The organism is Saccharopolyspora phatthalungensis (assembly GCF_014203395.1).
Classification (GTDB): domain Bacteria; phylum Actinomycetota; class Actinomycetes; order Mycobacteriales; family Pseudonocardiaceae; genus Saccharopolyspora; species Saccharopolyspora phatthalungensis.
The window spans coordinates 859,272-873,661 of the sequence record NZ_JACHIW010000002.1 but is presented as its reverse complement, the minus strand read 5'-3'; the positions used below and the strand labels follow the sequence as shown (position 1 = coordinate 873,661).

Annotated in this window: 1 protein-coding gene; it reads right to left on the bottom strand. The window is 68.5% G+C overall.

Annotated elements, in window-relative coordinates:
* Positions 1-7: 7 nt before the first annotated feature.
* A complete protein-coding gene (locus tag BJ970_RS30705) occupies positions 8-14,362 on the bottom strand; it encodes a type I polyketide synthase (RefSeq protein WP_184730706.1) in 14,355 nt (4,784 codons plus the stop codon).
* Positions 14,363-14,390: the final 28 nt, after the last annotated feature.

Genomic DNA, 14,390 nt, shown 5'->3' with positions numbered 1-14,390 from the left:
CGAGAGGTCAGGACGAGCCGAGTTCGTCATCGATGATCGAGAAAACTTCCTCGAAATCGGCCGCCGCCAGGGCTTCCTCGGCGGCGTCGTCGCCGCGAGGGGAGAGCTCCCAGGAACCCAGCAGGGCGCGCAGCCGGCTCCTGATCTGCGCACCATGCGCGTGTTGCGGACCGATCTGGGTGAGTACGGCTTCCAAGCGGTCGATCTCGGCGAAGACCACATCAGGCCCGGACACGTCGTCGGGTAGCAACTCGGCCGCGAGGTAGTCACATAGTGCCGCCGGACTGGGCCGGTCGAAGATCAACGTCGCGGGCAGTCGCAGCCGGGTCGCGGTCTCCAACGCGCCGCGCAACTCGACCGCCATCAGCGAGTCGAACCCGAGGTCGGCGAACGGTCGGTCCATGGCGATCGCGTCGCCCGACTCTTGCCCCACGACCTCAGCGACACGGCCGCGAACCAGCTGCGCGAGCCGTTCCTGCCGTTCGTGCGGCGGGAGGGCGCGCAGTGTCTCGGCAAACGACCGGTTCTCGGGGCCGGGCGCATCAGCGGCGACGCGCATCTTCGCGACCGGGCGGACCAGGTCGTGGAGCACGTGCGGGATTCCGCTCTCGGCCGCTCGACGCCGCAACGCCGGGATGTTCAGCCGCATGGGCAGGACGACGCTCGCGCCAGTGGCGAGCGCGGCGTCGAAGAGCTTGAGTCCTTCCGCCGCGGTGATGGGCGTGAGACCGGTTCGCGCGATGCGCCCCAGGTTGGTGCCGGTCATGCCGGTGTTCCAGGGGCCCCAGGCGATGGTGGTGGTGTTGGGGTGGTGGTGGGCGAGTGCGTCGAGGTAGGCGTTGGCGGCGGCGTAGTTGGCTTGGCCTGGGGTGCCGAGGGTGGCGGCGGCGCTGGAGAAGTGGATGTGGGTGGTGTTGGGGTGGGTGTGGGTGTGGAGGTGGTGTGCGGCGGTGGTTTTGGGGGTGAAGGTGTGGTGGAGGTGGTGGGGGGTTTGGTGGGTGAGGGTGGCGTCGTGGAGGGTGCCTGCGCAGTGGATGATGATGGTGGGGGGTGGGATGGTGTTGAGGGTGTGGGTGATGTGGTGGGGGTTGGTGAGGTCGCAGGTGTGGTGGGTGAGGTGGGTGTTGTTGATGGTGGTGGGTGGGTTGTGGGGTGGGTTTCGGCTGAGGAGGTGGAGGTGGTGGGGTTGGTGGGTGTGGATGAGGTGGTGGGTGATGAGGGTGCCGAGTGCTCCGGTGGCGCCGGTGATGAGGATGGTGTCGTGGGTCCAGTTGGGTGGGGTGGGGTGTGGTGGTGTGGTGTGGGTGAGTCGGGGTGTGTGGGTTGTGCCGTTGCGGAGTGCGATTTGTGGTTCACCACACGCCAACGCCGCCGGTACGGCGGCCCACGACTCGTCGGCACCGTCGATGTCCAGCAGGATCACACGACCCGGCATCTCGGACTGAGCGGATCGCACCAGTCCCCACACGGCGGCACCGGCCGGGTCGGGGACGGTCCCGCCGCAGGCGACGGCACCTTGGGTGACGATCACCAGGGTCCGGTCATCGGTCCAGTTCTGTAGTTGTTCCAGCACTTCCGTCGCGGCGGCCAGCGCCACCTCGGGATCGCGGCTCTGGACGTTCTTCGGCCGGAACAGCAAGTGCGTGCCCGGATCCGACCCTCCCGTGCGGTTGGCGAGCGCGGCGGGCAGATCATCGCCCGCCACCGCGATTTCCCCCGCACCCGGTGGAATCTCGCGCGGCAACCAGGCCAGCTCGAACAGCGACCGCAGCAGTTCGGCGTCCGTGCTCGCGATCTGCTCGGGCGAGATCTTGCGCAACACGAGACGTTCGATCGTGGCCACGGGCTGACCGGTGCCGTCGGCAACGTGCACCGCGATGCAGTCCTCGCCCGCCCGGGAGATCTGAGCCCGCAGCACTGCGGACCCGGTGGCATGCAACCTGACGCCGGACCAGGAGAACGGCAGTCGCGCCTGCCTGTCCGCGCCGAACATCCCGGCCACGGCGACCCCATGCAGCACGCAGTCGAGCAGGGCGGGATGGATGCCGAACCCCTGTGCGTCCTCACCGTCGGGCAGCGCCGTTTCGACCACGATGCGCTCGCCGGCCCGCCACACCGCACGCAACCCACGGAATGCCGGGCCATAGTCCAGGCCGGCCGCCGAGAACTCCGCGTACGCATCGTCGATCGGCAACTCCTCCGCGCCCGGCGCCATCACAATCGGGCTCCCCGCGGGTTGCGCCGCTTCGGCACCCAGGACGGCCGAGGCGTGCCTTCGCCAGGACGTTTCGCCGTCGAGCATTGAGTGGACGGTCACCTGGCGGCGCCCCTCGGCGTCGCGCTCCGCCACGGCCACCTGAATCCGCACAGCGCCGCTTTCCGGCACTGCCAACGGGGTTTCCAGGGTCAGTTCCTCGAATCCTTGCCCGCCGGTGAGCCGCGCCGCGTGCAGGACGAGATCCACGAACGCGGTACCGGGCAGCAGCACCGAACCCAGCACGCTGTGGTCGGCGAGCCAGGGATGCGTGGCCAGGGAGAGGCTGCCCGCCAGGAGGAGCCCGTCGCTGTGCGCGAGCTCCACCGCACTGGTCAGCAGCGGGTGTCCGGCCCCGTCCGCGTCGGGCCGCGACGCGGCACCAGGGCGCGGCCAGTAGCGCTTGCGCTGGAAGGGGTAGGTGGGGAGTTCGGTGGTGTGTGCTCCGGTGGCGGCGAAGTAGGTGTGCCAGTTTGGTTCGAGTCCGTGGGTGAGGAGTGTGGCGAGTGCGGTGTTGAGGGCTTGGGGTTCGGGTTGGTTGTGGTGGAGTGAGGGGATTGCGGTGTTGGGCAGGTGTGGGGTGAGTGTGGCGGCGGGTCCGATTTCGAGGTAGGTGGTGGCGTTGATCGCGGTGATGGCGTCGGCGAAGCGGACGGTGTGGCGGGCGTGGCGGGTCCAGTGCTCGGGAGCTGCCAGAGTTGTGTGGTCGATTGGTTGGCCGGTGAGGGTGGAGATCATCGGCAGGGTGGGGGGCCGGAAGTTGAGGTTGGAGATGGTGTCGTGGAATTCGGTGAGGATGGGGTCGATGAGTGGTGAGTGGAAGGCGTGGGAGACGCGTAGTTGGGTCACGCGGTAGCCGTTGTCTTGCAGTGATCGGGCGATTTCGTTGAGTGTGGTGCGGTTGCCGGAGAGGACGAGTGAGGTGGGGCTGTTGATGGCGGCGACGGCTACGGTCTCCTCGTGGCCGGTGAGGTGGGGTTGGATGTCGGTTTCGGTGGCGGTGACGGCGATCATGGTGCCGTGCTCGGGCAGTGTTTGCATGAGGCGGCCGCGTGTGCAGATCAGGGTTGCCGCGTCGGGGAGGGCGAGGACGCCGGTGATGTGGGCGGCGGTGATTTCGCCGATGGAGTGTCCGGTGATGACCGATGGCTGGATGCCCCAGTGCTGCCATAGCCGGTAGAGGGCGACTTGGAATGCGAACAGTGCTGGTTGTGCGTATTGGGTTTGGTTGATCAGGTGTGGGTCGTCGCCGAATACGACCTCGTGGAGTGGGCGTGGTAGGTGGAGGTCGAGTTGGGCGCAGGCGGTGTCGTAGGCGTCGGCGAAGGCGGGATAGGTGTTGTAGAGCTGTTGTCCCATTCGGTGTCGTTGGGTGCCTTGGCCGGAGAAGATCATGGCCAGGCTGTTTTCGGTGGCGTGGCCGGTGATGATCTCGGTGGGTGTGTTGCCTGTTGCCAGGGTGGTCAGGGCTTTGCGTCGTTGGGTGATGTCTCCGGTGAGCAGGACGGCGCGGTGTTCGAGGGCGGCTCGTGTGGTGGCCAGTGAGTAGCCGACGTCGAGCACGGATGCCTCGTCTGAGAGGTGGTCGGCCAACTGCTTGGCTTGGACGCGGAGGGCTTCGGGAGTTTTCGCGGACAGCACCCACGGCACGACCGGAGGAACGCGGGAAGCCGCTTGCTCCTGCGTCGAAACGGGCGCCTGCTCCAATACGACGTGGGCGTTGGTGCCGCTGACGCCGAAGGAGGAGATGGCGGCGCGGCGGGGTCGGCCGGTGTCGGGCCATTGCTGGTTTTGGGTCAGGAGTTCTATCGCGCCGGAGGTCCAGTCGACTTCGGGTGTGGGTTGGTCGATGTGGAGGGTTTGGGGGAGGGTGCCGTGGTGCATGGCTTGGATCATTTTGATGATGCCTGCGATGCCGGCGGCGGCTTGGGTGTGGCCGATGTTGGATTTGATGGATCCGAGCCATAGTGGTGTTTGGCGGTTGTGGCCGTAGGTGGCTTGGAGTGCTTGTGCTTCGATGGGGTCGCCGAGTCGGGTTCCGGTTCCGTGGGCTTCGACGGCGTCTACTTCGGACGGTGCTAGTCCGGCGTTGGTGAGGGCTTGGCGGATGACTCGTTGCTGGGAGGGTCCGTTGGGTGCGGTGAGTCCGTTGGAGGCGCCGTCCTGGTTGATGGCGGAGCCGCGGACGACGGCCAGTACGGGGTGGTGGTTGCGGTGGGCGTCGGAGAGTCGTTCTAGTAGGACGATGCCGATGCCTTCGCCCCAGCCGGTGCCGTCGGCCGTGCCGGAAAACGCCTTGCACCGGCCGTCGGGGGAGAGTCCGCGTTGGCGGCTGAATTCTACGAAGGTGGTGGGGGTGGACATGATGGTGACGCCGCCGGCCAGTGCCATGTCGCATTCGTTGTTGCGGAGCGCTTGTCCCGCCAGGTGCAGCGCGACGAGCGAGGACGAACACGCCGTATCGACGGTGACGGCGGGCCCTTCCAGACCGAACGTGTAGGAAATCCGTCCGGACGCCACGCTGGTCGTGTTGCCCGTCAGCAGGTGGCCCGCCGTTCCCTGGGCGTCCTCGCGCAGGAGCGAGACGTAATCCTGCCCGTTGACACCCATGAACACGCCGGTTCGGCTGCCGCGCAACGATGTCACGTCGATGCCGCCGCGTTCGAACGCCTCCCACGAGGTCTCCAGCAACAGCCGCTGCTGCGGGTCCATCGCCAGCGCCTCGCGCGGCGAGATCCCGAAGAACTCCGCGTCGAACTCGGCCGCATCATGGAGGAATCCACCGGCAGTGGCGACACTGCTGCCGGACTCATCCGGCGCCGCGTCGAACAGCGCGCCGAGATCCCAGCCGCGATCGGTCGGGAACGGCGAGACGGCATCTCGCCCGCCGAGCACGAGTTCCCACAGTTCCTCCGGGCTGCGCACCCCGCCCGGAAAGCGGCAGGCCATGCCGACGATAGCCAACGGCTCGTCGGTCCCGGCGGCGGCCGTGGCAGCAGGCTCCGGTCGCTCGTCGGTGAGTAGCCCCGCGAGGTGCGAGACGAGGCGGTTGGCGGTGGGGTGGTCGAAGACGAGCGTGGCGGGGAGGGCGACGCCGAGCGCCGCGCCGAGCCGATTGCGCAACTCGACGCCGGTGAGCGAGTCGAATCCGAGCTCCTTGAAGGGACGTTCGCCATCGATGTCCCCGGCTTCGGCGTAGCCGAGCACCGACGCGACCGCCGACGTTACGGTCGACCGCAGCCAGGACCTCCGCTCGCTAGGGCTGAGCGCGGCAAGCCGGGCGCTGGGCCCGGTCTCCGACGCGTCGAGGAGGACGCACGCCTCGGGGAGTGCGGACAGGAACGGACTGGGCCGGGCGGAGACGAACGCGGGCAGGAAGACGTCCCATTGAACGTCGGCGACGGTGAGACAGGCGCCGGCCCGCCGCACGGCCCGCTCCAGCGCGGCCATCGCGCGATCCGGCCGGAGCGGGGCCAGCCCGCGACGTCGGGCATGCTCGCCCGCCGCGCCGTCGGCCATGCCGCCGTCGGCCCACGGTCCCCACGCGACCGAGGTAGCGGTCAGGCCCCGTTCGCGACGCCGCTGCGCCAACGCATCCAGATAGGCGTTGGCCGCGCCGTAGGCGGCCTGCCCGCCGCTTCCCCAGACGCCGGAGATCGAGGAGAACAGCACGAATGCGTCAAGCTGCCGCTCACCAAGGAGTTCGTCGAGATGTGCGGCACCGGCGATCTTCGCCCCCGTCACCCGCGCGAACTCCTCGTTGCTGGTCTCGGCCAACGGCGCCAGCTGTCCCACGCCCGCCGTGTGCACGACCCCGGTCAACGGCAGGTCCGCCGGAACGGTGGCGAGCAGGTTCGACAGCGCCGAGCGATCCGTTACGTCACACGCCGTGATGGTGACTGCCGCGCCCAGTCCAGTGAGTTCGGCGTCCAGCTCAGCCGCCCCCGGCGCGTCCGGGCCGCGGCGACTCACCAGCAGCAGGTGTTGCGCCCCCTTGCGCGCGAGCCAGCGAGCGACGTGCGCGCCCAGCGCCCCGGTGCCGCCGGTCACGAGCACGGTGCCGCGCGGTGTCCACTCCGGACTTTGCGGCCCGGTGTGCGAATCGCGGATCAATCGACGGGTGTAGACCCCGGAGGTTCGCACCGCGAGCTGATCTTCGCCTGCGGAGTCGGCCAGCACCGACAACAGCCGAGCGATGGCACGGTCGTCGAGTGCGGCGGACAGGTCGATGAGCCCGCCCCACAGGCCTGGCCACTCCAGTGCCACCGCACGGCCCATGCCCCAGATGGATGCCTGTGATAGGTGGCTCAGCTCGTCGGAGGGCACGGCCGCGACCGCCCCTCGGGTGATGCACCACAGCGGCGCATTTGCCCCGATTTCGTGGAGCGTCTTGAGCAGTGCGACCGTGGCCGTGAGCCCGCGCGGCAGCATCGGGTGTGTCTCGTCGGGAATGTCGTCGAAGGCAAGGAAGGACAGCACGCCCGAGAGCATCGAGCAGTCGCCGAGCGCGGTGATATCGTGCACGACCCGGACATCGGCTCCGCCGTCGCGCAGCGCGTCGAGTACCGAACGCAACTCCGCGTCTTCGCTGTGCCCCGGCGGCAGGACGACCAACCATGTGCCGTCCGGTGTTCGCGGCGGAGCCGACTTCAGCGGAGCCCAGGAGACGTCGTAGCAAAGAGAATCCACAATGGATTCCGCGCGTTCGCGACGCCGCCACCGGGCAAGTGCTGGCAGCGTGGTCGTCAGCGCGGCCTCGTCGGCCTCGCCCAAGGTGCGGGACAGTGCCTCCAGATCTTCCCGCTCGACTGCATCCCAGAACCGCGATTCCGACTTCGTGACCGGGACTTCCGGAAGCTCGGGTTCGAGCCAGTAGCGATCTCGTTGGAAGGGGTAGGTGGGGAGTTCGGTGGTGCGCGCCCCGGTGGCGGCGAAGTAGTCGTGCCAGCGGGGGTCGGTGCCGTTGGCGATGAGTCGGGCGAGTGCGGTGTTGAGGGCTTGGGGTTCGGGTTGGTTGTGGTGGAGTGAGGGGATTGCGGTGTTGGGCAGGTGTGGGGTGAGTGTGGCGGTGGGTCCGATTTCGAGATAGGCATCAGCATTGATCGCGGTGATGGCGTCGGCGAAGCGGACGGTGTGGCGGGCGTGGCGGGTCCAGTGGTCGGGGGTGGCGAGGGTGGTGTGGTCGATTGGTTGGCCGGTGAGGGTGGAGATCATCGGCAGGGTGGGGGGCCGGAAGTTGAGGTTGGTGATGGTGTCGTGGAATTCGGTGAGGATGGGGTCGATTAGTGGTGAGTGGAAGGCGTGGGAGACGCGCAGTTGGGTCACCGAGAAGCCGTCGGCGCGCAGGTTTTCGGTGATCTCTTCAAGAGTGGTGCGGTGGCCGGAGAGTACCAGCGAGGTGGGGCTGTTGATGGCGGCGACGGCTACGGTCTCCTCGTGGCCGGTGAGGTGGGGTTGGATGTCGGTTTCGGTGGCGGTGACGGCGATCATGGTGCCGTGCTCGGGCAGTGTTTGCATGAGGCGGCCGCGTGTGCAGATCAGGGTTGCCGCGTCGGGGAGGGAGAGGACGCCGGTGATGTGGGCGGCGGTGATTTCGCCGATGGAGTGTCCGGTGATGATGGAGGGGTGGATGCCCCAGTGGTGCCATAGTTGGTAGAGGGCGAGTTGGAATGCGAAGAGTGCTGGTTGTGCGTATTGAGTTTGGTTGATCAGGTGTGGGTTGTCGCCGAATACGACCTCGTGGAGTGGGCGGGGTAGGTGGAGGTCGAGTTGGGCGCAGGCGGTGTCGTAGGCGTCGGCGAAGGCGGGATAGGTGTTGTAGAGCTGTTGTCCCATGTGGTGTCGTTGGGTGCCTTGGCCGGAGAAGATCATGGCCAGGCTGTTTTCGGTGGCGTGGCCGGTGATGATCTCGGTGGGTGTGTTGCCTGTTGCCAGGGTGGTCAGGGCTTTGCGTCGTTGGGTGATGTCTCCGGTGAGCAGGACGGCGCGGTGTTCGAGGGCGGCTCGTGTGGTGGCCAGTGAGTAGCCGACGTCGAGCACGGATGCCTCGTCTGAGAGGTGGTCGGCCAACTGCTTGGCTTGGGCGCGGAGGGCTTCGGGGGTCTTCGCGGACAGCACCCACGGCACTACCGGTACGGCGACGGGAGGCTTGACCGGTGTTTTATCGGATTCCGGTGCCTGTTCGAGGATGACGTGGGCGTTGGTGCCGCTGACGCCGAAAGCGGAGATCGCGGCGCGGCGGGGTCGGCCGGTGTCGGGCCATTGCCGGTTCTCGGTCAGCAGCGTGACCGCGCCGGTGCTCCAGTCGACTTCGGGTGTGGGTTGGTCGATGTGGAGGGTTCGCGGGAGGGTGCCGTGGTGCATGGCGAGCGTCATTTTGAGGACGCCTGCGGCCCCGGCGGCGGCTTGGGTATGGCCGATGTTGGATTTGATGGATCCGAGCCATAGCGGTGTTTGGCGGTCGTGGCCGTAGGTGGCCAGGAGTGCTTGCGCTTCGATGGGATCGCCGAGCCGGGTTCCGGTTCCGTGTGCTTCGACCGCGTCCACTTCGGACGGTGATAGACCCGCGTTGGCCAGGGCTTGGCGGATCACCCGCTGCTGGGAGGGGCCGTTCGGGGCGCTCAGCCCATTCGAGGAGCCGTCCTGGTTGACCGCGGAGCCACGGACGACGGCGAGCACGGGGTGGCCGTTGCGGCGGGCGTCGGAAAGTCGCTCCAGCAGGACGACCCCGCAGCCTTCGCCCCAGCCGGTGCCGTCGGCAGCCGCCGCGAACGACTTGCAGCGGCCGTCAACGGCGAGCCCGCGTTGCCTGCTGAACTCCACGAAAGCCGCCGGGGTGGACATGACGGTCACGCCGCCCGCCAGCGCCAGCGAGCATTCCCCGTTGCGGAGTGCCTGCGCGGCCAGGTGCAGCGCGACCAAGGACGACGAACACGCCGTATCGACCGTGACCGCCGGTCCCTCCAGCCCGAAAACATAGGCCACCCGGCCGGAAATGACGGCGGTCGCGGTGCCGGTGAGGAGGTAGCCCGCGGCGTTCTCCGCCGCCCAGCCGGTCCCGTAATGGGAGGTGGCGGCCCCGACGAACACGCCGGTCGGGCTCCCGCGCAGCGCTTCGAGCGCTATCCCGGCCCGTTCGAACGCCTCCCATGAACTCTCCAGCAGCAGGCGTTGCTGCGGGTCCATCGCCAGCGCCTCGCGCGGCGAGATCCCGAACAGCCCGGCGTCGAACTCGGCCACGTCGGCGACGAACGCGCCCTGGCGCGCGTAGGAGGTCCCCGGCCTGCTGAGCGACGGGTCGTAGATCCCGTCGAGATCCCAGCCGCGGTCGGCGGGAAAGTCCGAGACGGCGTCCCGCCCATCGATGACCAGGTTCCACAGCCCGGCAGGCGAGTCGGCGTCGCCCGGGAACCGGCAGCTCATCGAGACGATGACCACGGGATCGTCGTCGGCGGCTCGAACGGCCGTCGTGCGCGCCACCGCGACATCGTCACCCAGCAACTCGCGCTTGAGGTAGGAGACTACGGCCACCGGTGAGGGATGATCGAAGACCAGCGTCGTCGGCAGCGCAAGTCCCGTGACCGAACGTAGCCGGTTGCGGAACTGGACGGCGGTCAGCGAGTCGAAACCGAGATCCCGGAACGCGCTGCGCGGTGCCACGTCGTCGGGGGCGGAATGGCCGAGCACGGAGGCCGTCTCCGAGCGCACTAGATCGAGCAGGGCTTGATCCCGCTCGCCAGGTGTCAGCGCGGCGAGGCGCTGCCGCCAGCCACCGTCCTCGGCGGCCCCGACCGGCTGGTCGCCCGGGCCGTCCAGCGCCGCCCGTGCTTCGGCCAGGTCGCCGATCAGCGGACGACGGCGGGCCGCGCTCAACGTCGGCGCGAAACGCCCCCAGTCGATGTCGGCGATGGCGATCACCGCGTCATCACGGGCGAGCGACCGGCGCAGCGCCTCGACGGCGAGTTCGGGCTCCATAACGCGTAGCCCGAGCCTGCGCAGCGCCTCCCCGGCCCCGTCCCGCGCGATCATGCCGCCGCCACCCCACGACCCCCACGCCACGGAGAGCGCGTGCACGCCGCGTGCGCGGCGATGCTGGGCGAGCGCGTCGAGGTAGGAGTTGGCGGCCGCGTACGCGCCCTGGCCGCTGCCGCCCCACACGCTGGCCCCGGACGAGAACAGAACGAAGGCGTCCAACGCGTGATCGTGGAACGCCTCGTCCAGGTTCCGGGCCCCCAAGGCCTTCGCGGCGAACGCGTCCGCCATCACGTCGGCGTCGGTGTCCACGAGCGACGCGGCGGTACCGACCCCTGCGGTGTGGAACACGGCGGTCACCGGATCGTCGAGGCCATCCAGCAGCGCGTCGAGCGCCGCGCGGTCGGCCACGTCGCACGACGCGATATCGACCCGAATGCCGGAATCGCCGAGCGCTTCCAGCTCGGCCTGCAGTTCGGTCGCCCCCTCGGCCGCGGCGCCGCGGCGGCTCGTGAGCACCAGGTGGCGGACGCCGGAGCGGGCCAGCCAGCGGGCGACATGTGCGCCGATATTCCCGGTCCCGCCCGTCACGAGGACCGGACCTTCGGTTCGCCAGGTCCGCTCCCGCCCGACAGACGTCGCGTTGCGGGTGAGTCGCCGCGCGAACACCCCCGAGGCGCGCACCGCGAGTTGATCCTCACCGGCCGTGCCGGCGACGGCCGCCACCAGCCGCGCCGTCGCTCGCTCGTCGGGCTGCTCCGGCAGGTCGACGAGACCGCCCCACCATCCCGGGTGCTCAAGGCCCGCCACCTGGCCGAGACCCCACACCTGGGCCTGTTCCGGATGGCGAATGCGGTCGGAACGGCCGACGGAAACCGCGCCGGAAGTCACGCACCAGACCGGGCAGCGCACGTCGGCATCGGCCGCCGCTTGGAGGAGCGCGAGCGTGGTCGCGGGCCCAACGGGCTCCAGGTCGGAAAGGGTGAGGAACGAGAGGACGCCAGCAGGCGCCTTTTCGGTCAGCAGGCCAGCGAGGACGTCCCGGGTGCCAGGCTCGATAATCGCGACCTCCGCGCCCGCGTCTTCCAGCGCCCGATGCGCCGCCACCACCCACGCGTGCTCCACGCACTCGGTAGGGACGAGCAGCAGCCAGCGCCCGGAGATCCGTGTCGTTTCCTGCCGAGAACCCTGCGGACGCCAGGTGACCTGGTAACGCCACGAGTCCACTGTGGAGGTCGCGACCTGCTCGCGGCGCCAGTCCGACAGCAGGGGAAGCGCCGGGCGCAGCAATTCCTGCGAGTCTTTCGAGCAACGGTCTCCGACCGACAGCATTTCGGACAGCGTCGTCAGATCCTCGCTCTCGACCGCGCCCCAGAAGTCCCGCTCAGCCTTGTCCGCCGCGTGCTGTGCCGTCGGCGCTTGCTTGGCTTCGAGCCAGTATCGGGCGCGTTGGAAGGGATAGGTGGGGAGTCCGGTTTGTCGCGGATTGGCGTCGGCGTAAACGGCTGTCCAGTCGACGGGGAGGCCGTGGGTCCACGCTTGGCCTGCCGAGGTGAGGAGTTGGGTGCGGGTGCCGTTGTTGCGGTGGAGGGTGCCGATGGCGGTGGCGGGTGTGCCGGCTGCTTCGGCGATTTCCTGGACACCGACGGTGAGTACCGGGTGGGGGCTGGGTTCGATGAAGGTGTGGTGGTCGGCGAGCAGGTCTTCGACGACGGGGCGGAGCAGGACGGTCTGCCGGAGGTTCTGATGCCAGTAGTGCGGGGTGAGGTCGGTGCCGGGCAGTGGCGTGCCGGTGACGGTGGAGTGGAAGGGGATATTGCCGTTGCGTGGCGAAATGGGTTCCAGGGCTTGCCGGAGCTCGTCCCGGATGGCGTCGACGTGGGGGGAGTGGGAGGCGTAGTCGACGGGGATGCGGCGGGTGCGGATGTCGCGCTCGTCCAGGGTCGTGAGGAGACTTTCGAGCGCTATGGTGGGTCCGCTGACGACCGTGGTGTGCGGCGCGTTGAGTGCGGCGATGCTGATGTCGGGGTGCTCCGTGAGGTTGTGCCGCAGGGCGTCTGCGGACAATGAGACCGAGGCCATGCCGCCCTTGCCGGCCAAGTGCCGGGCGATGATCTGGCTGCGCAGGGTGACGATGCGGGCGGCGTCGTCGAGGGTGAGGATGCCTGCGGCGTAGGCCGCGGCGATTTCGCCCTGGGAGTGGCCGATGACGGCGTCGGGACGGATGCCGAGTGCTTGCCAGGCGTGGGTGAGGGCGATCATCACCGCCCACAGGGCGGGTTGGACGACGTCGACCCGGTCGAGTTGCGCTGCTGGGCCGGTTCCGCGTAGGACGTCTGTGAGTGACCAGTCCACGTATGGTGCGAGGGCTTGTTCGCAGTCGCGGATGGTGTGCGCGAAAACCGTTGAAGAGTCGAGTAGTTCGGTGCCCATGCCGACCCATTGCGAGCCTTGCCCGGGGTAGACGAAAACGACTTTGCCCGGTGGTTCGGCCGGGTCGCGGGGCACGGTTGCGTTGGCGAGGCCGGTCAGGGCCGTTCGGAGCTCGCCGTGGTCCCCGCCGACCACCACGGCGCGGTGGTCGAGCCGGGCTCGCGTGGTGGCCAGCGAGTAGCCGACGTCAACAATCGATGTCTCGTCGGTGATGTGCTCGGCGAGCCGCCGAGCCTGGGCGCGGAGGGCTTCGGGAGTTTTGGCGGATAGCACCCACGGCACCACCGACAGGGTGTGGTGCGTATCCGGATTCTCGTGAGCGGCAGCGGGCGCTTGTTCGAGGATGACGTGGGCGTTGGTGCCGCTGATGCCGAAGGAGGAGATGGCGGCGCGGCGGGGTCGGCCGGTGTCGGGCCATTGCTGGTTTTGGGTCAGCAGTGCGATTGCGCCGGAGGTCCAGTCGACTTCGGGTGTGGGTTGGTCGATGTGGAGGGTTTGGGGGAGGGTGCCGTGGTGCATGGCTTGGATCATTTTGATGATGCCGGCGATGCCGGCGGCGGCTTGGGTGTGGCCGATGTTGGATTTGATCGATCCGAGCCACAGGGGGTTTTGGCGGTTGTGGCCGTAGGTGGCGAGGAGTGCTTGTGCTTCGATGGGGTCGCCGAGTCGGGTTCCGGTTCCGTGTGCTTCGACGGCGTCCACTTCGGACGGTGTTAGTCCGGCGTTGGCCAGGGCTTGGCGGATGACTCGTTGCTGGGAGGGTCCGTTGGGGGCGGTGAGTCCGTTGGAGGCGCCGTCTTGGTTGATGGCGGAGCCGCGGACGACGGCCAGTACGGGGTGGCGGTTGCGGTGGGCGTCGGAGAGTCGTTCTAGTAGGACGATGCCGATGCCTTCGCCCCAGCCGGTGCCGTCGGCGGTGCTGGAAAACGCCTTGCACCGGCCGTCGGGGGAGAGTCCGCGTTGGCGGCTGAATTCTATGAAGGTGGTGGGGGTGGACATGATGGTGACGCCGCCGGCCAGTGCCATGTCGCATTCGTTGTTGCGGAGCGCTTGCGCGGCCAGGTGCAGCGCGACCAGCGAGGACGAACACGCCGTGTCAATGGTGACGGCAGGGCCTTGGAGGCCGAAGGTGTAGGCGATGCGTCCGGTGGCGATGCTGGGGGCGCTTCCGTTGCCGAGATGACCGGCTGTCTGGTCGGGGATGTCGGCGAGGCGCGTGGCGTAGTCGTGGTACATGACGCCGGTGTAGACGCCGGTTCTGCTGCCGCGCAGCGCGGTGGGGTCGATGTTCGCGCGTTCGACGGTTTCCCAGGTGGTTTCCAGCAGCAGTCGCTGTTGCGGGTCCATCGCCAGCGCCTCGCGCGGCGAGATGCCGAAGAGGGTGGGGTCGAATTCGGCCGCGTCGTGGAGGAAACCACCCGCACGCACGTAACTCGTGCCGGGCGCATCGGGGTCGTCATCGAAGAGTGTTTCCAGCGGCCATCCCCGATCGTCCGGGAACCCCGAGATCGCGTCGGTGCCGGTGCGCACCAGTTCCCATAGTTCTTCCGGGGAGCTGACACCGCCGGGGTAACGGCACGCCATGCTCACGATCGCGATCGGCTCGCTGTCCCGGCTTTCCAGCTCCGCGAGGCGCTCGCGCGTCTGCTGCAGGTCGGTGGTGACCCGCTTGAGATAGCCGAAGAGCTTTTCCTCCTGCGCCATGCGCTAACACCACCTGTGAATCGAGCGA

What these genes read in the sequence shown, in the direction of transcription:
- BJ970_RS30705 (WP_184730706.1), bottom strand. Translation starts at nt 14,362, where the DNA reads ATGGCGCAGGAGGAAAAGCTCTTCGGCTATCTCAAGCGGGTCACCACC.